This is a genomic window from Paludibacterium denitrificans (assembly GCF_009707705.1).
GTDB lineage: Bacteria > Pseudomonadota > Gammaproteobacteria > Burkholderiales > Chromobacteriaceae > Paludibacterium_A > Paludibacterium_A denitrificans.
In genome coordinates this window covers 1,670,236-1,696,113 of sequence record NZ_WLYX01000001.1, presented here as the reverse complement: position 1 = coordinate 1,696,113, position 25,878 = coordinate 1,670,236, and the positions used below count along the sequence as shown (strand labels likewise).

The window sequence follows — 25,878 nt, the reverse complement described above, 5'->3', positions numbered from 1 at the left end:
CAGCCGCACGATGAAATCGAAATCGCTCTCGCGGTACTGCAGACAATACCGGCGGGGAGCGGCTGGCTGGGTGTGAAAGCTCAGCGTCTGCACCGGGCAAAGACGGCATTATTGGCCTGATGCTCGTGGAGGATCTGCGTCACGATCTCCGGGACGGTCAGATCCTGAAACACCCGTGAAGTCCGGCGGTGGCGCAACAGGGCAAACGGCGGCTCGAGGGTCAGCGCATACTTGGCGAAACCGCCATCGGCGCCCAACAACTCGGCGCGCGAGACGACGCCACAGCGGATACTCTCCCGGCCATCGGCCTCCTGTACCCCCAGCCGGGCGGTCAGGCCGAGCAGCGACTTGAGTTCAAGATGGGTATCGGGAGACAGACAGGTGAGCTGATAGAGATAGGCCTCGGAGACGCCCTCGCGGCCGTCCAGCGCGTGGGGCAACAACGATTCGGCGCTGAGCGATGGGGCCTCGAGCTGCAGGGTGAGCAGGCGCTGGTGCTGGGTGAAGGCGCTGGCGAAGCTGGCGAGCAGGGCAGACAGATCCATGGAGTCTTGTCACGTCGGGTGACGTGAGTGTTCACGAACGGTTGAAAGCGCGAGTTTATGCCGACGACATGGCTGGGGCAAGACACCGTGGCGAGAGTAGGTGTTTGTACGGAGGGGACGAAATGCACTCAAAGGCGTGCCGAGGGGGGGAGAAGCAAGATGTGGCAGTGGCAAATTGTCGGCCAATGCTGTCTTTCCGCAAGCACACAAGCAATGACTGGTTTACTCAGAATTTCGGACAGGCCCACCCCTCATTCATACCCAATACCGCGGATAACTGCTGCGGACTCTCAGATTATTGATGCCATAAGCAACGGCAACAATCACCAATGCACCTGATAAAACCGGGGCAAACAAAAAACCAAACCCGGGATGTGTCGCCATCACCAACAAGGGATTGGCCCCGGCCGGTGCATGCACGGTGCGGGTTAGTTGCATTCCACCCAGTGCAAGCCCCACGGCCAGTGCTTGCGCCCACCAGGCATCGCCAATGAAGTAGAGCACCAGCAGGCCAATAAGGCTGGTAATCAAGTGACCGCCAATGACACTGCGAGGCTGTGCCGGGGGGGAATCCGGCAAACCGAATACCAGTACACAGCTGGCACCGAATGGTGCAATCAGCCATGGCAGTCCAGAGCGCTGGCTAAGCCGGGCAGTGATGCCAATAGCCATAAAGGCACCCAGCATGGACATGGAAGAAAAGTGGATGGATGGCACGGGTGGCGCGTTTGATGTGACACTTAGTTTGAGTTGCAAGGAGTCACTCCGGATTGTGGTTGGTTAGCAAAAGATACTGATCGGTATACTTGCATGTCAACCGATCGGTATCCTTTTTGATTTTGTCCGGTTAGAATCAGTGTCATGAATACCGCCGACCAAATCGTCACCGCTGCGCTTCACGAATTCTACGGACAAGGATTCCATGCGACGGGAGTCGACCAGCTCAGTAGCGCGGCCGACGTGACAAAGCGCACGCTCTACCGCCATTTCCCCAGCAAAGATCATCTGATTGATGCGGCCCTCCACTTACGTGATGCTCAGTTTTTTGAGCGCATGCAGTGCCATGTAGAAGCCATGCCCGTTACGGACCGACTCATGGCCTATCTGAGTTATCTGGAAAGTTGGGGAAAGGAAGCAGGCTTCCACGGCTGCACATTCATTAATGCGGCTGCTGAATATGCAGATCATGACGCGGCACCCCATGTCATCGCAAACATGCACAAACAACGGGTGCGGGACTATCTCAGAACCTTGTGCACCCGGGCAGGGGCATCCAGCCCGGATTTGCTGGCAGATCAACTCTTCTTGATAGGTGAAGGGCTGATTGTGGCGATGCAGGTCATGGGCTGTAGCGAACCCATCCTCCGGGCAGCGAAACGGTCAGCAGCGGCTTTGTTGCAGAGCGGGAGTAATTCAGAACAGGGATGAACCTTACGCCGTGCTGCAACTGTGTGGGTCAGGCCGGGTACGCCAGCATGCTGGCGCCGCAAAAAGAAAGATCAGCCTGCTTGTGTGGCCGCCCAAGCCAACGCCAGCTCCACCAGCGCGCCGTTCATCGCCGCTAGCGTGCTGTCGGTGGCGTAGGCCACATGCGGGCTACACAGCACGCGCGGGTGGTTCAGCCACTCCAACTGCGGCGGCTCCTCCGGGTACACGTCCAGGCCCACGCCGCTGATGCGGCCGTTTAGGACCATTTGGCCCAGCGCATCGTAGTCGATTAGAGAGCCGCGCGCGGTGTTGATCAGCAGCGCACCCGGTTTTAACTGCGCCAGCAACGCCGCGTCCCATACCGGCGTGGTGTCGGCTTTGGTTGATGTGTGCAGGCTGACGATGTCGGCCTGCTGCAGTAGTTGTTGCAGCGGCAACATGCCGTCTTTGGCCGGTGCCCCGGGCTTGGCCGCCACCAACACCTGCAGGCCGAACGCGCGCGCCATCTGTGTCACGCACCGGCCGATCTTGCCATAACCGACGATGCCTAGCGTCTTACCGGACAATTTGCTGTTGAGCTGCATGCCGTTACGCCAAGCGCCGTTAACCGTCTGCTCATGGCCTTTTCGCAGATTTTTGGCCAGCGCAAAGATCAGTGCCAGCGTATGTTCGGCCACCGATTCGGTACCGAACTGTGGAATGCCTTGCACCAGTAGCCCGTCACGACGCAGCGGAATCGGCACGTAGTCAGTGTTATGGGCGCGCACTCCGATATAGCGGCATTGCGCCAGCGCCTGAAGGTCAGCTTCGCCAACGCGGCTGTGTAGCAGCAGGGTATCGGCTTGGGCACGGGTGGTAGCGTCGGCAGCATGCCACGGGGCAACGGTGAAGCGGGTGGCCAATTTGGCATGCAACGGTTCGGGCAGCTCAATGGCTTCGTCCAGCAGTAGCGTGAAAGAGGGCATGGAAGTCAAAGCAAGACCTTGGATTGGGTTTCTCGAAAATCAGGCGCACTAACATTAAGACTTCTCGCCATATATGACGATAGATTGTACTTGCGATAGGCAATATTTTATGGAATTTCTCAATCTAGAGGCTCAGGCACTACCTTGAAGTGCTACTGCTGCGTGACTTTGAAGAACTGACGATTGCCGAAATTGCTGAGCGCCCGGATGAGCAGCAAGGAGCCATCAAGAGTCGCCTGCATCGGGCACGGGAGCTTGTACGGGAGTACATGCGGGGTTCTGATGTGGCTGTTTCCTCATCGTCAATGAAATGATGAGTGGAACTGAGTACCCAACCCAGAAAGCTCCAGTTCCCCACAATGAATAATTCCCACCCGGGGATGTCCGAAATTATGTGTATAGCAGTCGTTTTCACCACTTGATGGAGCGTCCGCTAAGGCCGAAAAGCCGCTCCTCCTCACGAGCTCACTTCTCGTGTCTCAGTACATCCGCGCCGTCAAAAAGCAGAAGGGGCCAGAGGCCCCTTCTCTTCCTTCAAACTCCGACGAACTTTATTCGGATCCGACAGACTTTATTTGCTCTAGTCAACCCCACCACACAAACGATCATTCAACGGTTACAGATTTTGCCGGGTTCCTTGGCTTGTCCACATCGGTGCCACGCGCCAAGGCGACATGGTAAGCCAACAACTGTACCGGGATGGCGTGTACGATCGGACTGAGTATGCCGACGTGACGCGGGGTCCGGATCACATGCACGCCTTCCGACGCGTTGAAGTGGCTATCCAGATCAGCAAAAACGAACAGCTCGCCGCCGCGTGCGCGCACTTCCTGCATGTTCGATTTCACTTTTTCCAGCAAGCTGTCATTTGGTGCGATCACGACCACCGGAATGCGCTCATCCACCAACGCCAGTGGGCCGTGTTTCAGCTCGCCGGATAGGCTTCAGCGTGGATATAGGAAATTTCCTTGAGCTTGAGCGCGCCTTCCGGGGCGATGGGGTAATGCAGGCCACGCCCCAGGAACAAGGCATTGTCTTTGGCGGCAAACTTGTCCGCCCACGCCTTGATCTGCGGCTCCAGATTCAACGCATGCTGCACGCTACCCGGCAAACAACGGAAGTTATCCAGATACACGGCTTCCTGCTCGGCACTGATGCGGCCGCGCACCTTACCCAACGTGACCGCCAGCGCGAACAAGGCGATCAGCTGGGTGGTAAATGCCTTGGTCGAGGCCACGCCGATTTCGGCACCGGCGCGGGTATAGAACACCAGTTCGCTCGCACGCGGGATGGCGGACTCGCGCACGTTGCAAATCGACAGGGCGCTGCGATGGCCAAGATGCTTGGCATATTTGAGCGCTTCCATGGTGTCCAGCGTTTCGCCGGACTGGGAAATGGTCACCACCAGATGCTGAGGATGCGCATAGGCCTCGCGGTAGCGGTACTCGCTGGCAATTTCCACATCGCAGCAAATACCGGCAAGGGCCTCAATCCAGTACTTGGCAGTCAAGGCCGCATAGTAGCTGGTGCCACATGCCAGAATCTTGACGCCTTCCACCTGCGGTAAGAGTTCTGCGGCACGTGGCCCGAACAGGTTGGCCGAAAAACCGGCCTCCAGCACCGCGTCGATGGTATCGGACAGCGCTTTGGGCTGCTCGTGGATTTCCTTCTGCATGAAGTGGTTGTACGGCCCCAACTCCAGCGACGCCAACGAGACGTCGGAAACGTGTACCGGCCGTTCGATGGGTTGATCGTTCTTGTCGATCAGCGTCACGCCTTCACGAGTCAGCAGACCGACATCGCCTTCTTCCAGGAAAATCACCCGGCGGGTAGCAGAAATGATGGCAGATACGTCGGAGGCGATGAAGTTTTCGCCTTCGCCCGGCCAATCAACAGCGGGCATCCCATGCGGGCACACACCAGACGATCAGGCTGTTTGAGCGCAATCACGCCGATGGCATAAGCGCCGACCAGCTCACGCACGGTCTGACGTACCGCCATAAACAAGTCGCCAGACTGGCTGAAGTAATGGTGCACCAGATGGGCAATCACCTCGGTATCCGTTTGCGACTCGAAGGTATAGCCCAGTTGTTTCAGGCGTTCACGTTGCGCTTCGTGGTTTTCGATGATGCCGTTATGCACGACGGCAATTTCACCGTGCGAAATGTGGGGGTGGGCATTCGGTTCGGTTACGCCACCGTGCGTCGCCCAGCGGGTATGACCAATCCCTACCGTACCGCTCAGACCTTCTTCCTGCGCGGCATTTTCCATTTCCGCCACACGGCCGACACGCCGCACGCGATGAATGGCATGGTCAACAACAACGGCAATGCCAGCCGAATCATAACCGCGGTATTCCGGGCGCTTGAGTCCGTCTACCAATACCGGCACGACATTACGCCCTGCAATCGCTCCAACAATGCCACACATAATCGTTATCCTTGGGCATTCACGCCCTGCAAAAATAGTAGTCAGCCAACCCCCGCCAACATGGCGGATGCGATCTTAACGACGATGAGCCGCCCATCCCTCTTCAGCAGAGAAGACACGACAGGCTGGCTTGCTTAACGTTCGGTCTTTTTCTGCGGACGCGACCAGCCCGGGATGGTGGTCTGGCGGGCCCGCGCCACCGTCAGTTCACCGGCCGGAGCCGTCTTGCTGATGACCGAGCTTAGGCACCGATAGTCGAACCGGCCTGCAACGTCACCGGAGCCACCATCATGGTACCGGAACCGACAAAAACGTTGTCCTCGATCACGGTGGTAAACTTGTTCACGCCATCGTAATTACAGGTGACCGAACCGGCACCAACATTGACGTTTCGGCCAACCTTGGCATCGCCCACATAGGTCAAATGATTAACTTTCGAGCCCTCGCCGATATGGCTTTTCTTGACCTCGACAAAGTTACCGATATGCACCTGATCGGCCAGAGTGGCACCCGGACGCAAACGGGCATACGGGCCGAGGGAACAGTTGGCGCCGACCTCGGCCTGTTCCAGATGTGAGAACGCTGCAATCTGCGTACCCGCCGCCACCGTAACATTTTTCAAAACGCAATTCGGCCCGATCTTGACGCCATCACCCAGTTCAACCCGGCCTTCAAACACGCAGTTGACGTCGATAGACACATCCATGCCGTGTAACAGTTCGCCACGAATATCCAGACGCGCCGGATCCGCCAGCATCACGCCAGCCTCCAGCAGCGCACGTGCCTGATTGGCTTGCAACACACGTTCCAGTTCGGCCAACTGTACCTTGTTGTTGACGCTAAGCAGCCTCCCGGGAAGCCACCACACGGGCACTTTCCACCGTCAGCCCTTGCTGTACCGCCAAGGCCAACACGTCCGTCAGATAGTATTCGCCTTGGGCATTGCTATTTTGCAAAGCGCCCAGCCAGTCGGCCAGATAGCGGTTGGGCAACACCATCATGCCGGTGTTGATTTCACGAATGGCCAGTTGCTCCGGCGTGCAGTCCTTATGCTCGACGATGGCGACCAGCTTGCCTGCCGCATCGCGCACCATGCGGCCATAACCACTGGCATCAGCCAGCTCATCGGTCAGTACCGCCATACCGTCGCCAGCTGCATCCAGCAAGGACTGCAAGGTTTCGGCACGTGTCAGCGGCACATCACCATACAGCACCGGGTCCTACCCTCGACAGGAAGCGCCGCCAACGCCATCTTCAGCGCGTGGCCAGTACCAAGCTGCTGCGCCTGCTCAACCCAAACAATATCCTGATCCTGAATCGCCTGACGTACTGCCTCACCACCATGGCCATAAACCACTACCAGCTGTTGCGGCTCCAAGGAACGGGCCGTTTCGATAACCCGTGCCAGCATCGGTTTACCGCCCACAGGATGCAGCACCTTGGGCAGGGAGGAATACATGCGCTTGCCTTTACCGGCAGCGAGAATGACAACACTCAGACGATCCATACGAATTCAGCTTTGCCAAAAAAGGAAAAAGGCTGCCACAAAAGTGGCAGCCTGCAACTATACACGATTCGCTCTCGCGCTTTTAGTGGACACGCTTCTTGAGGTAATCCAACGCCTTGAGTTGGGCAATTGCCACAGCCAGCGCTGCGTGGGCTTTTGCCGTATCCAGGTCATCAGCGGCGTGCTTCAGAGTTTCCTCAGCCGCACGTTTCGCCTCATTGGCGCGGGCCTCGTCGAGATCCTCGCCGCGGATCGCCGTATCAGCCAGAACAGTGATGAGGGTCGGTTGCACTTCCATCATGCCACCAGACACCGCCACCAGTACTTCGTCCTTGCTCCCGGGCACTGTCATGCGCAGTACACCGGGTTTGATACGGGTCAGGAGCGGCACGTGTCGCGGATACACACCGATTTCGCCTTCCTCGGCCGGAGCCACCAGGAATTCTGCCTCACCGGAATAGATGAGTTGTTCGGTGCTGACCACTTCCACATGCATCTTGGCCATAAGCCCTCTCCTTAATTAAAGGGTCTTGGCTTTCTCTGCGGCTTCTTCAATCGAGCCAACCATGTAGAACGCTTGTTCCGGCAGATGGTCGTACTCACCGCTGAGAATGGCCTTGAAGCCCTTGATGGTTTCACGCAGCGGCACGTATTTGCCCGGAGAACCGGTAAACACTTCAGCAACGTGGAACGGCTGGGAGAGGAAACGCTGAATCTTACGAGCGCGGTATACCACCAGCTTGTCTTCTTCAGACAGTTCGTCCATACCCAGAATGGCGATGATGTCGCGCAATTCCTTGTACTTTTGCAGGGTGGTCTGCACGCCACGGGCAACCGTGTAGTGCTCGTCACCCACCACCAGCGGATCCAGCTGACGGGACGTGGAGTCGAGCGGATCGACAGCCGGGTAAATACCCAACGAAGCGATATCACGCGACAGCACCACGGTAGCGTCCAAGTGGGCAAAGGTGGTAGCCGGAGACGGGTCAGTCAAGTCATCGGCAGGTACGTATACGGCCTGGATCGAGGTAATCGAACCGGTCTTGGTGGAAGTAATACGTTCCTGCAGACGGCCCATTTCCTCAGCCAGCGTCGGCTGGTAACCCACGGCAGACGGCATACGACCCAGCAGAGCGGACACTTCGGTACCGGCCGTGGTGTAACGGTAGATGTTGTCGACGAAGAACAGCACGTCACGACCCTTACCGTTTTCATCCTTCTCGTCACGGAAGTGTTCGGCCATAGTCAGACCGGTCAGGGCAACGCGCAGACGGTTACCCGGCGGCTCGTTCATCTGACCATAGACCATTGCTACCTTATCCAGAACGTTGGAGTCCTTCATCTCGTGGTAGAAGTCGTTACCCTCACGAGTACGCTCACCCACACCGGCAAACACGGACAAGCCCGAGTGTGCCTTGGCGATGTTGTTGATCAACTCCATCATGTTCACGGTTTTGCCTACACCGGCACCGCCGAACAGACCAACCTTACCACCCTTGGCAAACGGGCAGAGCAAGTCAATTACCTTGATACCGGTTTCCAACAGTTCGGTGGCACTGGACAACTCGTCGAATTTCGGCGCGATCTGGTGAATGGCACGACGTTCTTCCGTGCCTACCGGACCGGCTTCATCCACCGGTTGACCCAATACATCCATGATACGACCCGGGGTGGCAGTACCTACCGGCACCGAGATCGGCGCTCCGGTAGAGGCAACAGCCATGCCACGCTTCAGGCCGTCAGAGCTACCCATTGCAATGGTACGCACCACACCGTCGCCCAGCTGTTGCTGAACTTCAAGCGTCAGATCTGCGTCAACCAGCTTCAGGGCATCATAAATCTTTGGCATGGCGTCGCGCGGAAACTCCACGTCGACCACCGGGCCAATGATTTGTACGATTTTGCCTTGGCTCATTATCGGTTCCTAACTCAATAAACGTTTACAGTGCGGCAACGGTTATACCGCGGCGGCCCCGGATACGATCTCGGACAGTTCTTTGGTAATCGCTGCCTGACGCGACTTGTTATACACAAGACGTAGTTGCTTGATCGCATTACCGGCATTGTCGGTTGCTGCCTTCATGGCCACCATACGGGCAGCCTGTTCGGACGCCATGTTTTCGGCCACAGCACGGAACACAACAGACTCGATATAACGCTTAACCAGGGAATTCCATCACGGTGACTGCATTCGGCTCGTAGAGGTAATCCCACGAGTGAGAATGTTCCACCACCATGTGTTCCGGGCTCAGCGGCAGCAATTGCTCCATGGTCGGCTCTTGCTTCATCGTATTGATGAAGCTGGAGTACACCATGTAAACCGCATCCAGCTCGCCTTCCGCATACTGTTTAAACAGCACTGTAAGCGGACCAATCAGTTTTTCCATCTTGGGCACATCGCCCAATTGGACTGCGCTAGCCACAACGTTGAGATGCGCGCGCTGGGCAGCCGCCGGGCCTTTTTGGCCCGGGCAGCAAACGTCAACTTCGACGTTCTGATCTTGCAACTCCTTGACCTTGGCGTAGAGCTTCTTGAGCGTATTTACGTTCAAGCCGCCGCACAGGCCTTTGTCAGAAGTCACAATGATAATGCCAGCACGTTTAACAACATCACGGCGGGACAGAAGTGGGTGCTCAAGATCCGTATTAGCCTGAGCAAGGTGCGCCATAACGGTACGCACCTTCTCGGCATAAGGACGGGCAGCGCGCATACGCTCTTGCGTTTTGCGCATCTTGGAGGTTGACACCATCTGCATCGCGCGCGTGATCTTCTGCGTGTTCTGCACGCTTCGGATCTTGGTGATAATCTCTTTGCCGACTGCCATTTCCTGAACCTTTCAGATAACTACTACGTTGGCCGAAAGACTCAGTTGAAGCTGTAGCCAGCCTTGAACGATTCCATCGCCTTGGCCAGTACCTTCTCATCGTCGGCAGACAGGTTACCGGACGCATTGGTGTTGCTCAGAACATCAGCATGGTTCGCACGCACATAAGCGAGGAAGGCTGCTTCAAATGCCAGAGCTTTTTTCACCGGTACATCTTCGTAGTAACCTTTGTTCGCTGCCCACAGGGTCAACGCCATGGAGGCGGTATCCGTGGTAGAGAACTGTTTCTGCTTCATCAGCTCGGTCACGATTTCACCGTGTTGCAGCTGCTTGCGGGTTGCTTCGTCCAGATCAGAAGCAAACTGCGAGAAGGCAGCCAATTCACGATACTGAGCCAGAGCCAGACGTACACCGCCACCCAGTTTCTTGATCACCTTGGTTTGCGCCGCACCACCCACGCGCGATACCGAGATACCGGCATTGATGGCCGGACGGATACCTGCGTTGAAGAGGTCGGTTTCAGGAAGATCTGACCATCGGTAATCGAAATTACGTTGGTCGGAACGAATGCAGATACGTCACCAGCACTGGGTTTCGATGATAGGCAGAGCCGTCAACGAACCGGTTTTACCCTTCACCGCGCCGCCAGTCAGTTTTTCAACTTCGTCGGCGTTGATGCGGGAAGCACGTTCCAGCAAGCGGGAGTGCAAGTAGAACACGTCACCCGGGTAAGCTTCACGACCCGGCGGACGACGCAGCAGCAGCGAAATCTGACGATAAGCCACGGCCTGTTTGGACAGGTCATCGTACACGATCAGGGCATCTTCGCCGTTATCGCGGAAGTATTCACCCATCGCGCAACCGGAGTACGGGGCGATGAATTGCAGGGCAGCAGCTTCGGAAGCAGTTGCAGCGACGATAATGGTGTGAGCCATTGCGCCGTGCTCTTCCAGCTTGCGAACCACGTTGGCGATCGACGAAGCTTTCTGACCTACGGCAACGTAGATACAGATAACGCCGGAGCCTTTCTGGTTGACGATAGCATCCAGAGCCACAGCGGTTTTACCAGTCTGACGGTCACCAATGATCAACTCACGCTGACCACGGCCAATCGGCACCATGGAGTCAATGGACTTCAGACCGGTTTGCATCGGCTGGTCTACCGATTGACGCGCAATCACACCCGGAGCGATCTTTTCGATCGGGGAGGTTTTCTTGGCGTTGATCGGGCCTTTGCCATCGATAGGTTGACCAAGTGCATTAACTACGCGGCCTACCAGTTCCGGACCAACCGGAACTTCAAGAATGCGGCCGGTGCACTTGACTTCGTCACCTTCGGAGATGTGCTCATACTCACCCAGAACCACGGCGCCAACAGAGTCGCGCTCCGGTTCATGGCGAGGCCAAAGGTGTTGCCCGGGAACTCGAGCATTTCACCCTGCATCACGTCTGCCAAACCGTGGATTCGAACGATACCGTCGGTCACGGAAATCACCGTACCTTTGGTACGGGTTTCAGCGCCTTCAGCCAGGTTCTGAATCTTGGCCTTGATCAGATCGCTGATTTCAGAGGGGTTCAACTGCATGATCTCTCCTAATTCTTGAGGCTTGCCGCCATTGCGTGCAGTTTGCCGCGAACGGTAGCGTCGATGACGTCATCACCGATCAGCACCCGTACTCCACCGATAAGGTCGGAGTTCTCACGCACATCAAGACGTACGGACTTGCCGTATTTCTTGGAAAGCGTAGCGGTGAGCTCGGACTTCTGTTCGTCGGTCAACGGGAAGGCGCTTTCAACAACTGCATCCAGCACACCATCCGCCTTGGCCTTGAGGAGCTCAAACTGTTGGGCAATTTCCGGCAGCAGCGTCAGACGGTTGTTTTCGATCAGGGCAGCAATCAGACGCTTTACGTCATCGTTGCCGCGCTCACCGAGCACGTCCAGCATCAGCGCCTCAACCTCTTGTGCGGTATGTTTCGGGTTGGTGACCACCTCGGCCACGTCCGGGTTGTTCACCATGGCAGCCAGCCACGCGAGTGACTCCGACCAGTCACCCAGTCGCTTCTGCTCGGTGGCGAGGCTGAATACCGCTTCGGCGTAGGGCCTAGCTACGGTAATGAGTTCTGCCATGAGTTAATTAAAACTCCGCTTTGATGGAGGCAAGCAGATCAGCGTGCTTAGCCGAATCGATCTCTTTGCGCAGGATCTTTTCTGCACCCGTTACGGCCAGTTCTGCTACCTGCGCACGCAGGGCTTCCTTGGCTCGCAGCACTTCCTGATCAATATCCGCCTTGGCTTCAGCCACGATGCGGGCACCTTCGGTGCGCGCCACATCCTTGGCTTCATCCACGATCTGGCTGGCACGCTTTTCAGCAGCCATCACGATTTCCGTGGACTGCTGTTTGGCCTTGCGGAGTTCGTCCGCAACGCGTTTTTCAGCAGCTTCCAGATCTTGCTTGCCACGTTCTGCAGCGGCCAAGCCATCAGCAATACGCTTGGCGCGCTCATCCATCATGTTGGTAAGCGGAGGCCAAACAAACTTCATGGTGAACCATACCAGGATGGCGAAAGTAATCGCTTGGCCCAGTAGTGTTACGTTAAATTCCACGCTTGTTTTCCTCCAGTGTGGTGTCTACAACAACCATTTACGCTGAACAGATTATTGAGCGGCTTTCAGAGCAGCTACAGCAGCGGACAGGAACGGGTTGTTGAAGGTGTACAGCATGGCAACACCAACACCGATCATGGAGATCGCGTCAAGCAGACCAGCAATAATGAACAGCTTGGTTTGCAGAACCGGGATCATTTCCGGTTGACGTGCGGAGGACTCGAGGAATTTGCCACCGAGAATGGCAAAGCCCAGAGCGGTACCGATAGCGCCGAGGCCAATGATCAGGGCTGCCGCCAGAGCGGTCATCGACTGGATCTGAGAAACGAGTGCTTCCATTTATTATCTCCTAAGGCTTAATGCAAGGATGGTTGATAAAAGGGTTTAAAAAATCGTTATCACTTAGTGGGACTCAACAGCCGGGCTCAGGTACACGATGGTCAGCATCATGAACACGAAAGCCTGCAGCGTAATCACCAGGATGTGGAAAATCGCCCACGGTGCGCCCAGCATCCACTGGAAGCCCCACGGCAAGAGAGCGATCAGGATGAAGATCAGCTCGCCGGAATACATGTTACCGAACAAACGAAGAGAGAGAGAGATCGGCTTGGCCAGCAATTCGATCATCTGGAACACAAAGTTGATCGGCGCAAGGATAGCGGCCAGTACCGGGTTGTGAGCGTGGAACGGAGCGGTCAGCAGCTCTTTACCCCAGCCACCCAGACCTTTGGCGCTGATAGAGAAACCGATGATGCAAATCATCACCGACAGCGACATGGCAAAGGTGGCATTCACGTCGGCAGACGGCACAACACGCAGGTAAACATGGTGCGGGTCATGACCCATGGCTGCGCCGATGTTCTGAGCAATCCACGGCAGCAGGTCAACCGGCAGCATATCCATGGCGTTCATCAGGAAAACCCAGCAGAAAATCGTCAGGGCCAGCGGCGCTGCAACTTTGCTCTTGGCATGGAAGATTTCCTTGACACGGGTATCAACCATTTCGATGATCGATTCCACCAGCAACTGCAAACGACCCGGGGCTTCCAGACTGGCGCGACGAGCCACCAGAGCGAAAACGCCGACGAAGATGAAGCCGAGGATCAGGGAAATGGAGAACGTATCAACGTGAAGGCTCCAGAAACCGGCAGACGGGTCCGAGTTCCAGAACGTCAAGTGGTGCTTGATATACTCTGTTGCGTTGCTTGCCATCGCTCTTTTCTCAATTTTTGATTAGAAGCCCAAACCAGTAGCCGGAAACGGCGGCAAAGAAGCCACCAAACAATCCGGCTACAGATAAATCCTTGAAAAACACCAAGGTCGCACCAAACATTAGGATCGTGAGCACAAACTTCACGGCTTCTGCTTTGAAATGCGCCTGCATTAACACTAACGGAGCCACATGGCGCTTGGAGTAGGCGATCTTGGCATACACCAGCGCTTAAGCACAATAACCGAAAGCCCGCCCAACAGGACGGATACCGGCACCGCAACCGAGCCTAGCCCGACAATGGCACCGATCAGCATGGCAACGCCTGTGAGCGTCACCTGAAGGCGCACAATGCGCCTGACTTCCGGATTGATCATGTCCGACAATGTTAAAAAATCGACCGATTATAGGCTTAGGGCATGATCTGCGTCAACCAAACATCCGGGATCGGACAGTGACACAGCCAGTTCAGCTTTTTGATTTTCCTTGAAGTTTTTCCAGGATGACATCCAACTCGTCCAGCGAGGCGTAGTCAATAATCAGACGTCCGGTGCCGCGTGCACCATGGCGGATGGAAACGCGGGCGCCAAGAGTAGCAGAAACTTCCTCGGCAAGGCGAGCCACATCCGGATCGACCGCTTGTTGACGGGCCGCCGTGCGTGGTGTGCTTGACTCCTGTTGCTGCACCCGGCGTTCAACATCACGTACCGACAAGCCTTTGCTTGCGACTTCGCGTGCCACATCCAGCTGATCGACAACCGGCAAGGCCAGCAAAGCACGGGCATGCCCCATTTCCAGCTCGCCCTGATGCAGCATGGCTTGCACCGGTTCGGGCAGCGCCAGCAGGCGCAGCAAATTGGATACGGCACTGCGCGAGCGACCGACGGCTTGGGCCGCGGCATCATGGGTCAGGCCGAATTCATCAATCAGGCGCTTGATGCCTTGCGCTTCTTCGATTGGGTCCAACTCCCGGCGCTGGATGTTTTCGATCAGCGCCATCGCCAGTGCGGCTTCATCGGCTACGGACTTGATCACCACCGGCACTTCGGCCAACCCTGCCTTGCGCGCCGCACGCCAGCGGCGCTCGCCTTACGATCAGCTCGTAAGTGCCCAACCCGATTTCACGCACCACCACCGGCTGAATCACCCCTTGCGCCCGGATGGAGGCGGCCAGATCATCCAGCGCCGCTTCACTCATGCGGCTGCGCGGCTGATATTTACCGGGGCGAATCACATCCACCGACAGGGTGGTGAGTCGGTCATCCGCCGGATCGGCAGAGGAAAACAGCGCGTCAAGACCGCGCCCGAGTCCTTTGAGTTTGCTCATGGTGTCAGACAGAAGGGGTTGTGAGTTCAAGCTGGCCGATCAATTCTTGCGCCAGCGCAAGATAGGCCTGTGCACCACGGGAGGTGCGATCGTAGATCAGCCACCGGCAAGCCATGACTGGGCGCTTCGGCCAGACGGACATTGCGCGGGATCACGGTATCGAACACCTTGTCGCCAAAATGGCGGGCCAATTGCTCGGCCACCTGTTGAGACAGCTTGCTGCGGCTATCAAACATGGTACGCAGCAGACCCATGATTTCGATTTTCGGGTTAACCGCCACGCGCACTTTGCGCAAGGTGGTGACCAGATCGGACAGTCCTTCCAGCGCATAGTATTCGCATACCATGGGGATGAGCACACTATCGGCAGCAACCAGACCATTGAGGGTGAGCAGGTTGAGCGATGGCGGGCAATCGATCAGCACGTAGTCGTACTGATCGGCCACGGCGGTGATGGCATTTTTCAGCCGAGCCTCGCGCGCCAACTCGTTGACCAGTTCCAGTTCGGCGCCACCCAGATCGCGGTTGGCTTAAAAGGGGACGTCGTAGCCGCCCTGCTTGGCGGGCTGCCGCGCCTGTTCGATCGTGGCATCACCCAGCAAGACCTGATAACCGGACTGTTGCAGCGCCTGTTTGGCGATGCCGCTGCCCATGGTGGCATTGCCCTGCGGATCGAGGTCGACAATCAGCACTCGCCGCCCCAGCTCGGCCAGACCGGCAGCCGGGTTGACCACGGTGGTCGTCTTGCCGACGCCGCCCTTCTGGTTGACTACCGCGATCACGCACGCGTTCATTTGGCCACCATTCTCACCAGATGCCGTTCGGCATCCAAACCCGGCACCTGTACCGGCAGGACTTCGGACACGGCCACGAAGTCGGGCAACAGGGCAATTTCTTCGTAGGGATAGACGCCCTTCATCGCCAGATACTGGCCACCTTCCGCCAGCAGATGGCGGGTGAGTTTGACGAATTCGGCCAACTCGGAAAATGCCCGGCTGGTAATACGGTCAAACTTCTGTTCGGGCTGATAGGCCTCGACCCGGCTGGTGATCACTTCCACATTGGCCAGCTTGAGTTCGATCACTGCCTGCCGCAGGAAAGTGGTTTTCTTGTGGTTGGAGTCGAGCAACACCACTTGCAGATCCGAGCGGGCAATGGCCGCCGGGATGCCCGGCATGCCACCACCGGAACCGACATCCAGCAGGCGCGTGCCACCGTCCAGATGCGGCACCAGCGACAGGCTGTCGAGCAGGTGATAGCTGACCATGCGGTCGGCGTCACGCACCGCGGTCAGGTTGTAGGTCTGGTTCCATTTGCCCAGCAGCGCCAGATAGCCAGTGAGCTGTTCCCGTTGCGCTTCAGACAGGCCGAGCGCCAGCGCGTCCAGACCTTGGTTCAATTCGGCGAGTTGTGTCATGCAGTTTTCTTTGCGTCGGCAAAGCCCCGTTTCAAGTGCACCATCAGCAAGGCCACCGCCGCCGGGGTAATCCCCTGAATGCGGGAAGCCTGACCGAGCGTTTCCGGACGCTGCTGGTTGAGCTTCTGCTGGACTTCCTTGGACAGGCCCTTGACGAGGCTGAAGTCGATATCGGCTGGCAAGCGCACGTCTTCCAGATTGTCGCGCCGTGCCAGTTCTTCGTTTTGGCGATCAATATACCCTTGGTATTTGACCTGAATTTCCACCTGCTCGGCAACCACGGCGTCATCGACACCGGGGCTTCGGCCAACGTCATCAGCTGATCGTAGCTGACGTTAGGGCGCTTGAGCAGATCATGCAGGCTGTATTCGCGCTCGATGGCCTTGCCCAGCAGTTGTTCCACCGCGGCCATGTCGCTGAGGCGGGACGGATGCAGGAACGAACTTTTCAGCCGCGCCTTTTCCGCTTCGACCGCATCGCGTTTGCGGCAGAAACCATCCCATTGCGCATCGCCCACCAGACCGAGTTTTCGGCCAACTTCGGTCAGGCGCAGATCGGCATTGTCTTCGCGCAGCTGCAGGCGGAACTCGGCGCGGCTGGTGAACATGCGATAAGGCTCAGCCACGCCCTTGGTAATGAGGTCATCGACCAGCACGCCCAGATAGGCTTCGTCGCGGCGCGGACACCAGCCGTCCTGATCGCGCGAATACAGCGCGGCATTCAGCCCGGCCAGCAGGCCTTGCGCGGCGGCTTCTTCGTAGCCGGTGGTACCGTTGATCTGCCCGGCAAAGAACAGCCCCTGAATGGTTTTGGTTTCCAGCGTGGATTTCAGGCCGCGCGGATCGAAATAGTCGTATTCGATGGCGTAGCCGGGACGCAGGATATGGGCGTTCTCCATGCCCTTGATCGAGCGTACGGCCGCCAGCTGGATATCAAACGGCAAGCTGGTAGAGATGCCGTTGGGGTAGTACTCGTGGGTATCCAGCCCTTCCGGTTCCAAAAAGACCTGATGGCTGTCCTTGTCGGCAAAGCGGTTGATCTTGTCTTCAATGGACGGGCAATAGCGCGGGCCGACGCCTTCGATCTTGCCGGTAAACATCGGGCTACGGTCGAAGCCCGAACGGATGATGTCGTGCGTCTGCTGGTTGGTATGTGCAATCCAGCACGGCAGCTGTTGCGGGTGCATGGCACGATTGCCACGATAGGAAAACACTGGCTCTGGCGTATCGCCCGGCTGTTCTTCCATCACGGAAAAATCAATGGTGCGGCCATCGATGCGCGGTGGCGTGCCGGTTTTCAGCCGCCCCACTGGCAGGTCGAGTTCACGCAGGCGGGCGCCCAGCGTACTGGCCGCCTGATCGCCAGCGCGGCCGCCGGTGTAGTTTTCCAGCCCGACATGGATCTTGCCGGACAGGAACGTGCCAGCCGTCAACACCACCGTGCGGGCACGGAAGGTAATGCCGATAGCAGTAATGGCACCGGCAACGCGATCACCTTCCACCAGCAGGTCATCCACCGGCTGCTGGAACAGCATCAGGTTGGGCTGGTTTTCCAGCATGTGGCGGATCGCCGCCTTGTAGCGGATACGGTCGGCCTGCGCGCGAGTGGCACGTACGGCCGGACCCTTGGAGGCATTGAGTGTGCGGAACTGGATACCGCCGATATCGGTAGCCAAGGCCATGGCGCCGCCGAGGGCATCCACTTCCTTGACCAGATGCCCTTTGCCAATGCCGCCAATCGACGGATTGCACGACATCTGACCCAGCGTTTCGATATTGTGGGTCAGCAGGAGCGTACGGCGCCCCATGCGCGCCGCCGCCAGAGCAGCTTCGGTGCAAGCGTGACCGCCGCCCACCACTATCACGTCAAAGACTGTCGGATAAATCATGGCCTGAGGAAGGAGCAACCAAACGGAAAGCCGGTCATTTTACGCCAAAACCCGGCACGGGGTTAAGTGATTGATTTGCAAACCCTCTCGGTAACACGGGCTTCAAGGCAACGTCATCCATTGGTCATGGGATCGACATGTCAGCGTCAAACACGCTCTTTAGCATGAGTGCATGTTTCGAGGGAGACAAAACATGCAGCTAAATGAACGAGTTGCCGCACGCCGCGAAAATCGCCTGCAAGTAAGGTTGGCCGAAAGCACCGACGACATTCGCCGCGCACAGAAACTGCGCTTTGAAGTTTTTGCCAACGAAATGGGCGCGCTGCTGGATTCCCGCGACCGGGGTATCGACACCGACGAGTACGATGCGCTGTGCGACCACCTGATCGTGGAAGACCCGGCCAGCGGCATGGTGGTCGGCACCTACCGCCTGCTCTCGCCACAAGCCGCCCGCCGGGCGCCGCGGCTGTATTCCGAACACGAATTCGACCTGTCTCGCCTGCAACATCTGCGCGATGGCCTGATCGAGATGGGTCGCTCCTGCGTTCACAAGGACTTTCGTTCCGGCGCCGTCATCGCCCTGCTCTGGTCCGGCCTGGCCGACTACGTGCAGCGTCAGGGCGGCCAATATCTGGTAAGCTGCGCCAGTGTCTCGTTGAGCGACGGCGGCCATCAGGCCGTCAGCCTGTACCGCCAACTGGAAGCCAAACACCGGCCCCGGCCGAATGGCGCGTCTTCCCGCATCTGGCGCTGCCGCTCGACCGGATTCAGGACGATGCGCCGCCAGCGCCGATGCCGGCACTGATCAAGGGCTACCTGCGCGCGCGTTTGTCTGCGGCGAACCGGCTTGGGACCCGGATTTCAACTGCGCTGACTTCTTCATGCTGCTGCCGATGAGCCGTCTGGCGGCCAAGTACAACAAGCACTTCATCGGTTAACCCCCCTCATCAGGGTTGGCCGAAAGGGTGTTCGGCCAACCACCGGCATTTGCCGCTACAATAGTGAGCATGTCTCACACCTTTGCCAGCATTGGCGTCATCCACTCGCCCTATCGCGAAAAATTCGGCATTCCGCGCCAGTAAACGCTGGTGCGGACGGCCCGGCTGGAGCTGGAACTACTGCCGCCGTACAACCATCCGGACAGCGTGCGCGGGCTGGAGGCGTTTTCCCATATCTGGATCAGCTTCGTGTTTCACGAAACCGCCACACGCGGCTGGCAACCACTGGTGCGCCCGCCACGTCTGGGCGGCAATGCCAAAGTAGGCGTGTTTGCCTCCCGCTCCACCCATCGCCCCAACCCCATCGGGCTGTCGCTGGTGGAATTAACCGGCATCGACACCACGCACGGGGTACGCCTGCAACCAGTTAGCGCCGACCTGCTGGACGGCACGCCAGTACTGGACATCAAGCCCTATATTCCGTTTGTCGAATCTCGCCCTGAAGCGCGCGCCGGGTTTGTCGACGGGCCGCCTCCGACGCTCACCGTCACGTGGAGTACCACGGCACAACAACAGGTGTTCCTGCAGCAGCAACGCTACCCCGAGCTGGCAATCTTTATTGAACAAGTGCTGGCGCAGGACCCGCGCCCGGCCTACCAGCATGATCCGCAACGCCTCTACGGCGTGCGGCTCTACGACCTCAACGTCCGCTTTCGCATCGACGGGCAAAACGTCACCGTACTTGAAATCCAGCCCGCCACCCTGAACTAATTCCGGCATGCCGCTGTCACAGCAAGGCATCACACTCATCTCAACGGAGAAATTGATCTATGACACAGCGCGCGAAGACGGTTTTGCTCGCCTTCACCATGGCCTCGGTACTGGCCAGCCCTTTTGCCGATGCGGCCCGTCTGGGTAAAGGCGGCAGCTTTGGCATGCGCCGTGCGGCTCCCGCCCAGAACTATCAACGCCCCGCCCCGGTTCCGCCACAACCGATGGCCGCCCCGCAACAGGCGCAACCGCGCAAAGGCCCGGGCGTTGGTACCGCCATCGCCGCTGGGGCTGCCGGTGCCGCCGCCGGTTACCTGCTCGGCTCGGCCATGAATAACGGCCACGCTTCGGCCCCCGCCAGCCAACCGGCTTAGCTCCGGCATGCCGTGGGGCACCATTGCCCTGCTCGGCCTGCTCCTGGTGGGCGGCATGATGCTGTTCCGCCGTAAAGCCGCCAACAACGCCCCGGCACCACAGCCGATGCCGATGCCACAAGGCATGGACAATCAGCCGACACGCTTCGACAGCATTCCCAAGATCGGTTCCGGTCTGGGCGGCAGCTATGGCGCTCCACAACCGGCTTCCAACCTGAGCCGCTTGCCGGATGGCACCGAGACGCCGCACTTCCTGCGTCAAGCCAAGGCAACCTTCCTGCACCTGCAAAGCCTCAACACGCCGGAAAGTCTGGAAGAAGTACGCAAGTACATGACCGCCGAGCTGTTTGATGCACTGCGTGCCGACATTGCCAGCAACGGCGATGTTGCCGACTTCCCGCAACTGGATTGCCAGCTGCTTGACGCTACCGAAGAAGCCGCTACATTGCCAGCGTGCTGTTCAGCGGCACGGTAAGCGAATCGGTCAACGCTCCGGCAGAATCGTTCAGCGAAACCTGGCATTACATCAAGGACGCCACAACCAACGGCAAATGGCTGGTGGCCGGGATTCAGCAAGGCTGATTCCACCGTATTTAGCCAACTGCACAACGGGCCAGACATGGCCCGTTTTTCATGCGCCACGCCAGTTCCGCGCCCGGTAATCCCAAGCAGCCCACAGGCCATCTCCTGCGGCGATTTTGTCGGCATTGCCGCGGCATGGAATAATGCTTGCTACCATCATTAGGTAATGGCGGGCCCAACCCGCCCGGACACCAGCAAGGAATGCATGGCCATGACACCGTTCGAGCATGCCGGACTGACCCTCGGCAGCCATTTTCAACCTATTTATAGCCTTGCCCACCGCCGCACCGTCGGCGTGGAAGCGCTGCTGCGCGCAGAACAACACACCAGCCCGCTCTCCCCGGCCGATGCATATGCTCTGGTAACCACCCCGGAACAGCGCCACGCGCTGGACATGGCTGTCTGTCAGGCCCATGCCAACCGCTTTACCCAGCTGCCCTACAACGCCGACCGCTGGCTATTCCTCAACGTTGACGCCGCCTCGCTCTCGCGGCCGGAACGCGCCGCCACCCTGCTCAACACCATTCGGGACCTTGGTCTGGAGCCTAGCAGCGTCGTGCTGGAAGTGCTGGAACATGTATTGCAGGTGGATGAGGCGCTGATCGAAAGCGTAAACCTGCTGAAAAAAGCGGGTTTTCTGATTGCCATTGATGACTTTGGTGTTGGCCATTCCAATCTGGACCGGGTTTGCCAACTGGAACCGGATCTGGTCAAGTTTGACCGCCATTTGCTGCGCAGTGCTGTCTCGCAGCCCCGTACGCGTAATCTACTCCCCAGATTGGTGCACTTGATGCACGAAATAGGGGCGCTGGTCGTCGAAGAAGGCATTGAGACCGAAACGGATGTGCTGGTGGCACTGGAATCGGGCTGTGATTTGGTGCAGGGCTATTTCATTGCCCGCCCGTCGCCCGTTCCGGACCAAGACACCGCCATCACGCCGCGCATCGACTCGCGCTGGGATGAGCTGATGGTACGCAACCTGCTCAAACGCAAGATCACCCGACGTCAGATCGAACTGGCGCGCCAGTCGTTTGTACAAAGTGCCATTGCGCTGATGCAAGGCACGCCCTTCGAGCAAGCGGCCATGCCCATGCTGGCCATGCCGGATGTGATTCGCTGTTTCTTGCTGGATAGCGAAGGCCGTCAGCTCGGCCGCAACCTCAACAGCCAGCAAGCACCCAAGAGCACCGCGCCCAAGTTTGCCCCGCTGGCCGATACCACCGGCGCCGTCTGGTCACGGCGTTCCTATTTTCAGCACGCCATCGACCAGCCGGGTGTGCTGTATATGAGCGAACCGTATCTGTCGATGACGGATACCCGCTCTTGCATCACCCTTTCCATGGCCATCGAAATCGATGAAGCCATGCACGTGCTGTGCGCCGACGTACTGGTCAAACGCACCAGCCGTTAAGCGGGCCAGACTCAAGACAATGAAAAAGGACCGCATGGCGGTCCTTTTTTGTTATGGCTAGCAAACGCGTTGCTCAGTTGCTCGGTGTGATTTCCTGAATGGTTTCAAACAACGTCACCACCTTCTGCACGCCTGCGGTCTGGCTGACTACCTGCGCCGCCGCCTGTCCTTCCGCCTGCGTCACCAAGCCCAGCAGATAGACCACACCGCGCTCAGTCACCACCTTGATATCGGTCGGGGCATAACCCTTGCCCTCCATCAGGCGGGTACGTACCTTGCTGGTAATCCGGTATCGTTGCTGCGGCTGCCAAGGCCAGCGGCGGCATCAACGTCGGTATAGTTGTAAACCCGGCGGACGTTAGGCGTGCCGCGCGCGATCTGATCGGCCTGCTGGCGCGCCTGTTGCGACGGCACTTCACCGGTCAGCAACACGGCGCGGTTAAAGCTGGTGACATTGACGTGCGCAGAGGGCAGCTTTTTGCCGATCAGATCGGCGGCCTTCAGCTCAATCGCCCGGTCATCCACATAAGCGCCACTGGTGCGACGGTCTGTCGCCACCATGGTCGCCCCGACCGCGCCGCCAGCCACCAGCGGAAAACACGCGGTCAGCGTGCCGGAAAAACCAGCCGCCAGCAGTAATACCGTTAGCGTGCGTTTATTCATTACTCACCTCCCAGCAACATGTAGTCGATGGCATCGCACAAAGCGTGAATCAACAGGATATGCACTTCCTGAATGCGCGCGGTACGGTTAGCTTAACACGTTCAGGTGAATATCTTCCGGCGACAGGATTTCGCCAATCTTGCCGCCATCCTTGCCCGTCAAGGCAATCACGCCCATGCCACGTTCGTGTGCGGCATAAACGGCTTCGATCACGTTGGCCGAATTACCTGAGGTCGAAATGGCCAGCAGCAGATCATTGGTATGCCCCAGTGCCCGCACCTGTTTGGAGAACACCATGTCGAAGTCGTAATCGTTACCAATGGCGGTCAGCGCCGAGGTGTCGGTCGCCAGCGAAATGGCAGCCAGACCCGGCCGCTCCTTCTCGAAACGCCCCACCATTTCTGCGGCAAAATGCTGGGCATCGCTTACCGAGCCGCCATTGCCACATGCCAGAATCTTGCCTTCGTTCATCAGGCATTCCACCATGCGCTCGGCCGCAGCGGCCACCAGCGGCGACAACACCATGGCGTCCTGCTTGGCGGCAATGCTTTCCAGAAAATGTCCGTTAACGCGATCAATCAGGTCCATAACAATCCTTGAAGTAGCCACTACCGCTACGCAAATATATTCTTGAGCCACACCGGCGGCTGGTTGCCAACAGTCAGTACGGCATCGAAACGGCAGGGGGCTTGAATCGCCTTGCTAGCCAGATAGACCTCTGCCGCGTGCATGAGTTTCTTTTGTTTGGCCGGGGTAATACTTTCCGCCGCGCCACCAAAGCGATTATCCGCACGATGGCGCACCTCGACAAAAATCCAGCTGCCACCATCACGCATCACCAGATCGAGTTCACCACCGCGGCAATGCCAGTTGCGTTCCACCAACTGCAAGCCTTGCTGCTGCAAGAAGAGCAAGGCCCGGTCTTCGGCCAACTGTCCGGTCGGGTTCATGGTTAGTTACCACTGCCCATGATGGAAACCGGCAGCTGCCGTTCCACTACCCGATTCTTGCCAACACGCAAATCGCCGGTCACACCATCCAGCCGCAAGTTGGCCGAACTGCGCGAGCGCGCCAGTTGCACCGCCATGCGGTAGGCATCAATCCCCAGCGCGTACAGCCGTTCCGTTTGCAACGTCATGGCTTGCGTCGGACGCGGATAACGTTTGACCGCCGGATGCTGCGCCATCAGAAACCATGGCATGTCGATGAAACGAATGCTTAAGCCAGCCGCTGATCCGGTTCGCGGGTATTGACCTGCGAAGTGGCATACACCGCCTGATCTGTCGCCAGTTGAGGCTTAAGCTGTGCCGCCCGCAAAGGCTCCAGCGCCGGAAGACGCCATCGGTAAGCCGCCGCCGCGGTAAGCACTTCCAACGGGTTACGATCCGTGTCCACAATGCTCGCCGGAACCATGCCGGTCAGCGCACGCCACTCCTCGGCAAAAGCCTGCTGCAGGCGCCGAGACAACGCATCGTCATCCAGTATCACCAGAGGAGCGCGACGGCCATCTGCATGCATCACACGCGCCATCTGTCTGGCCTCACCCTCTACCGTCAGCGACAGCGAATACAACTTGGCGTTGGGGGTAATGTCCTTGTCCAGCGAGTTCAGCGCCAAGGTCGGCACCGTCACCTGCGGTGCCACGGCGGCGATGGAGCTACGCGACAGCGGCCCCACCATCACCGTTACGCCAGCGGCCACCGCCTGACGATAGCGGCTGGCAACATTGTGTTCGGACGCATCCACAATCATGACCTCCGCCGACTGGTCCGTCGCCGCGGCCGCTTCAAAACCGCTACGCACCACCGTGGCGGCTTCGCCCAGTAAGCGTGACTCGGTCGGCAACAACAAGCCAATCCGTGCCTTGGCCGTACGGGGCGCATGGCCTGCCGTGGTTTTCGGAAGAGAATGAGCCTTGTTCGGCGCAGGAGCCGGAGGGTGAGCCTGTAATTCGCTCAAGGTCTTGAGCGGCGCATCATTGAGTTGGATGATATAGTCCGGTGTCTGCGCCAGCGCAGCCGTTACCCATGTCATCATGACGCCAACCAACAGCGGAGCCAGTCTTTGCATACTTCGTTTGCCCAGTCGCTTGAATCTGCGCGAGAAAGTTTTAGTCGCGGCACATTATATGTGGTGGCCACGCCCATTGGAAATCTGGCGGACATCACGGCCCGCGCCTTGGCGGCCTTCAGCGTAGCGGATGTCGTCTGCGCCGAAGATACACGCGTCACCGGACAACTGCTATCGGCCTACGGCATTCATGCCAACAGACTGGTCAGCCTGCGCGAGCATAATGAACGCAGTATGGCAGAACAAGTCATCCGCTGGCTGGAAGAAGGGCAGATCGTCGTACAGGTTTCCGATGCCGGCACCCCGGCCGTTTCCGACCCCGGCGCACGGCTGGTCGACGCGGTACGCCGGAAGCCTGCCTGCCCGCCCGATTCCCGGCGTCTCGGCGGTGATCACCGCCTTGTCCGCCAGTGGGCTGACCACACCCGCCTTCCTGTTCCACGGTTTTCTGCCGCCCAAATCCGGCGAACGGCAAAAAACCCTGCGCCAATGGCTTTCGGCCAACCATCTCACCATCTGCTATGAAGCCCCACACCGCCTGCTCGACAGCCTGCAGGATATCGTGGACGTACTCGGCCCGGAACGCCCGCTGGTACTGGCCCGTGAACTCACCAAGACCTTCGAAACCTTCCAGCGCCTCCCGGCTTAGCGACATGCTGGAATGGGTGAAAGACGACAGCAACCAGCAGCGTGGCGAAATCGTACTGATCATTGATGCCGCGCCGCCAGCCGACAACCAGGACGATGCCCTGCCCGACGAAACCCTGCGCACACTGAAAATCCCGGCGAGCGAACTACCTACCAAACAGGCCGCCACGCTCGCTGCCCAGCTCACCGGTGCCAATCGCAAGATCCTGTATGACGTCGCACTGGAAATGAAAAACAGCTAGTGTTGGGCTATTTACAAGCCTAAAAACTT

Annotated in this window: 23 protein-coding genes and 11 pseudogenes; 9 read left to right on the top strand and 25 right to left on the bottom strand. The window is 58.3% G+C overall.

The genetic code is table 11. From position 1 onward, the window contains the following. Window positions 1-21 precede the first annotated feature (21 nt). From GKE73_RS24795 to GKE73_RS11190, 3 genes and pseudogenes are all read right to left on the bottom strand, one after another. Window positions 22-93, bottom strand: a pseudogene (locus GKE73_RS24795) (hypothetical protein); the annotation flags it as partial. Then, the gene (locus GKE73_RS23375) at window positions 81-545 is read right to left on the bottom strand and encodes a contractile injection system protein, VgrG/Pvc8 family (RefSeq protein WP_280954786.1); all 465 of its coding nucleotides are present in this window, start codon (window positions 543-545) and stop codon (window positions 81-83) included. The gene GKE73_RS23375 and the pseudogene GKE73_RS24795, both read right to left, overlap by 13 nt. 255 nt (window positions 546-800) lie before the next feature. Beyond that, window positions 801-1,301 (bottom strand): HPP family protein, encoded by a 501-nt coding sequence (locus GKE73_RS11190; protein ID WP_230370078.1) that lies wholly within the window; start codon window positions 1,299-1,301, stop codon window positions 801-803. A 105-nt stretch (window positions 1,302-1,406) separates the two neighbouring features. Between GKE73_RS11190 and GKE73_RS11185 the strand changes: the two genes are divergently transcribed. Next, entirely contained in the window at window positions 1,407-1,973 is a 567-nt protein-coding gene (locus GKE73_RS11185) for a TetR/AcrR family transcriptional regulator (RefSeq protein ID WP_230370077.1), read from the top strand. 71 nt (window positions 1,974-2,044) lie between these two features. On the opposite strand, the gene GKE73_RS11180 is transcribed toward GKE73_RS11185, so the two are convergent. Beyond that, window positions 2,045-2,938 carry a 2-hydroxyacid dehydrogenase gene (locus GKE73_RS11180; RefSeq protein WP_230371469.1) on the bottom strand — a complete coding sequence of 298 codons (894 nt, stop codon included), beginning with the start codon at window positions 2,936-2,938 and terminating at the stop codon, window positions 2,045-2,047. Between the two features lie 149 nt (window positions 2,939-3,087). Between GKE73_RS11180 and GKE73_RS11175 the strand changes: the two genes are divergently transcribed. Beyond that, window positions 3,088-3,252 (top strand): RNA polymerase sigma factor, encoded by a 165-nt coding sequence (locus GKE73_RS11175; RefSeq protein ID WP_230370076.1) that lies wholly within the window; start codon window positions 3,088-3,090, stop codon window positions 3,250-3,252. Between the two features lie 291 nt (window positions 3,253-3,543). Here the strand turns inward: GKE73_RS11175 and glmS are convergent. The 15 genes and pseudogenes from glmS to mnmG form a co-directional block, all read right to left on the bottom strand. Beyond that, a pseudogene (gene glmS / locus GKE73_RS11170) lies at window positions 3,544-5,368 on the bottom strand (glutamine--fructose-6-phosphate transaminase (isomerizing)). Window positions 5,369-5,502: 134 nt separating this feature from the next. Next, window positions 5,503-6,875: pseudogene (gene glmU, locus GKE73_RS11165) on the bottom strand (bifunctional UDP-N-acetylglucosamine diphosphorylase/glucosamine-1-phosphate N-acetyltransferase GlmU). A gap of 82 nt (window positions 6,876-6,957) precedes the next feature. Next, window positions 6,958-7,380 (bottom strand): F0F1 ATP synthase subunit epsilon, encoded by a 423-nt coding sequence (locus GKE73_RS11160; RefSeq protein WP_230370075.1) that lies wholly within the window; start codon window positions 7,378-7,380, stop codon window positions 6,958-6,960. A gap of 15 nt (window positions 7,381-7,395) precedes the next feature. Further along, a complete protein-coding gene (gene atpD / locus GKE73_RS11155) occupies window positions 7,396-8,790 on the bottom strand; it encodes a F0F1 ATP synthase subunit beta (RefSeq protein WP_230370074.1) in 1,395 nt (464 codons plus the stop codon). Window positions 8,791-8,832: 42 nt separating this feature from the next. Beyond that, a pseudogene (gene atpG, locus GKE73_RS11150) lies at window positions 8,833-9,700 on the bottom strand (F0F1 ATP synthase subunit gamma). A gap of 41 nt (window positions 9,701-9,741) precedes the next feature. After that, window positions 9,742-11,285: pseudogene (gene atpA, locus GKE73_RS11145) on the bottom strand (F0F1 ATP synthase subunit alpha). Between the two features lie 8 nt (window positions 11,286-11,293). Next, the gene (locus tag GKE73_RS11140) at window positions 11,294-11,830 is read right to left on the bottom strand and encodes a F0F1 ATP synthase subunit delta (protein ID WP_230370073.1); all 537 of its coding nucleotides are present in this window, start codon (window positions 11,828-11,830) and stop codon (window positions 11,294-11,296) included. A gap of 7 nt (window positions 11,831-11,837) precedes the next feature. After that, window positions 11,838-12,308, bottom strand: coding sequence for a F0F1 ATP synthase subunit B (locus GKE73_RS11135; protein WP_230370072.1), 471 nt, complete (start codon window positions 12,306-12,308; stop codon window positions 11,838-11,840). A gap of 51 nt (window positions 12,309-12,359) precedes the next feature. Beyond that, window positions 12,360-12,647, bottom strand: coding sequence for a F0F1 ATP synthase subunit C (gene atpE / locus GKE73_RS11130; protein ID WP_230370071.1), 288 nt, complete (start codon window positions 12,645-12,647; stop codon window positions 12,360-12,362). Between the two features lie 63 nt (window positions 12,648-12,710). Continuing rightward, window positions 12,711-13,520 carry a F0F1 ATP synthase subunit A gene (atpB, locus tag GKE73_RS11125; RefSeq protein WP_230370070.1) on the bottom strand — a complete coding sequence of 270 codons (810 nt, stop codon included), beginning with the start codon at window positions 13,518-13,520 and terminating at the stop codon, window positions 12,711-12,713. A 10-nt stretch (window positions 13,521-13,530) separates the two neighbouring features. Next, on the bottom strand, window positions 13,531-13,743 hold the full coding sequence (locus GKE73_RS11120) for a hypothetical protein (protein ID WP_230370069.1): 213 nt from the start codon (window positions 13,741-13,743) through the stop codon (window positions 13,531-13,533). Window positions 13,744-13,986: 243 nt separating this feature from the next. Beyond that, a pseudogene (locus GKE73_RS11115) lies at window positions 13,987-14,845 on the bottom strand (ParB/RepB/Spo0J family partition protein). 4 nt (window positions 14,846-14,849) lie between these two features. Next, window positions 14,850-15,639, bottom strand: a pseudogene (locus tag GKE73_RS11110) (ParA family protein). Continuing rightward, window positions 15,636-16,262: a 16S rRNA (guanine(527)-N(7))-methyltransferase RsmG gene (gene rsmG / locus GKE73_RS11105; RefSeq protein ID WP_230370068.1), complete on the bottom strand. Its 627-nt coding sequence runs from the start codon at window positions 16,260-16,262 to the stop codon at window positions 15,636-15,638. The pseudogene GKE73_RS11110 and the gene rsmG overlap by 4 nt, the downstream one beginning before the upstream one ends. After that, window positions 16,259-18,150, bottom strand: a pseudogene (mnmG, locus tag GKE73_RS11100) (tRNA uridine-5-carboxymethylaminomethyl(34) synthesis enzyme MnmG). Before mnmG ends, rsmG begins: the two are co-directional and overlap by 4 nt. A gap of 193 nt (window positions 18,151-18,343) precedes the next feature. Here mnmG and GKE73_RS11095 point away from each other — a divergent pair. The 6 genes and pseudogenes from GKE73_RS11095 to GKE73_RS11075 all read left to right on the top strand — a co-directional run bounded on the left by GKE73_RS11095 (window position 18,344) and on the right by GKE73_RS11075 (window position 22,226). Continuing rightward, window positions 18,344-18,955: a GNAT family N-acetyltransferase gene (locus GKE73_RS11095; protein WP_280954891.1), complete on the top strand. Its 612-nt coding sequence runs from the start codon at window positions 18,344-18,346 to the stop codon at window positions 18,953-18,955. Window positions 18,956-19,157: 202 nt separating this feature from the next. Then, window positions 19,158-19,859, top strand: a pseudogene (gene tsaA, locus GKE73_RS11090) (tRNA (N6-threonylcarbamoyladenosine(37)-N6)-methyltransferase TrmO). Between the two features lie 59 nt (window positions 19,860-19,918). After that, window positions 19,919-20,233 carry a hypothetical protein gene (locus GKE73_RS11085; protein WP_230370067.1) on the top strand — a complete coding sequence of 105 codons (315 nt, stop codon included), beginning with the start codon at window positions 19,919-19,921 and terminating at the stop codon, window positions 20,231-20,233. 7 nt (window positions 20,234-20,240) lie between these two features. Then, on the top strand, window positions 20,241-20,708 hold the full coding sequence (locus GKE73_RS11080; RefSeq protein WP_230370066.1) for a Tim44 domain-containing protein: 468 nt from the start codon (window positions 20,241-20,243) through the stop codon (window positions 20,706-20,708). Then, window positions 20,687-20,815: a Tim44 domain-containing protein gene (locus tag GKE73_RS23370; RefSeq protein WP_280954890.1), complete on the top strand. Its 129-nt coding sequence runs from the start codon at window positions 20,687-20,689 to the stop codon at window positions 20,813-20,815. Before GKE73_RS11080 ends, GKE73_RS23370 begins: the two co-directional genes overlap by 22 nt. Before the next feature lie 166 nt (window positions 20,816-20,981). Beyond that, on the top strand, window positions 20,982-22,226 hold the full coding sequence (locus tag GKE73_RS11075) for a sensor domain-containing phosphodiesterase (RefSeq protein WP_230370065.1): 1,245 nt from the start codon (window positions 20,982-20,984) through the stop codon (window positions 22,224-22,226). Window positions 22,227-22,299: 73 nt separating this feature from the next. On the opposite strand, the gene GKE73_RS11070 is transcribed toward GKE73_RS11075, so the two are convergent. From GKE73_RS11070 to GKE73_RS11050, 6 genes and pseudogenes are all read right to left on the bottom strand, one after another. Continuing rightward, entirely contained in the window at window positions 22,300-22,485 is a 186-nt protein-coding gene (locus GKE73_RS11070; protein WP_230370064.1) for a BON domain-containing protein, read from the bottom strand. Next, on the bottom strand, window positions 22,485-22,889 hold the full coding sequence (locus tag GKE73_RS11065; protein WP_230370063.1) for a BON domain-containing protein: 405 nt from the start codon (window positions 22,887-22,889) through the stop codon (window positions 22,485-22,487). The genes GKE73_RS11070 and GKE73_RS11065 overlap by 1 nt, the downstream gene beginning before the upstream one ends. Next, window positions 22,889-23,477 (bottom strand): annotated as a pseudogene (locus GKE73_RS11060) (phosphoheptose isomerase). The gene GKE73_RS11065 and the pseudogene GKE73_RS11060 overlap by 1 nt, the downstream one beginning before the upstream one ends. Before the next feature lie 26 nt (window positions 23,478-23,503). Beyond that, entirely contained in the window at window positions 23,504-23,839 is a 336-nt protein-coding gene (locus GKE73_RS11055; protein WP_230370062.1) for a YraN family protein, read from the bottom strand. A gap of 2 nt (window positions 23,840-23,841) precedes the next feature. Further along, complete coding sequence (locus GKE73_RS23365; protein ID WP_280954889.1) at window positions 23,842-24,090, bottom strand: penicillin-binding protein activator; 249 nt, start codon at window positions 24,088-24,090, stop codon at window positions 23,842-23,844. A 17-nt stretch (window positions 24,091-24,107) separates the two neighbouring features. After that, on the bottom strand, window positions 24,108-24,959 hold the full coding sequence (locus GKE73_RS11050) for a penicillin-binding protein activator (RefSeq protein ID WP_280954888.1): 852 nt from the start codon (window positions 24,957-24,959) through the stop codon (window positions 24,108-24,110). Here GKE73_RS11050 and rsmI point away from each other — a divergent pair. Then, window positions 24,954-25,849: pseudogene (gene rsmI, locus GKE73_RS11045) on the top strand (16S rRNA (cytidine(1402)-2'-O)-methyltransferase). The gene GKE73_RS11050 and the pseudogene rsmI sit on opposite strands and share 6 nt — an antisense overlap. The last annotated feature ends 29 nt before the right edge of the window (window positions 25,850-25,878 follow it).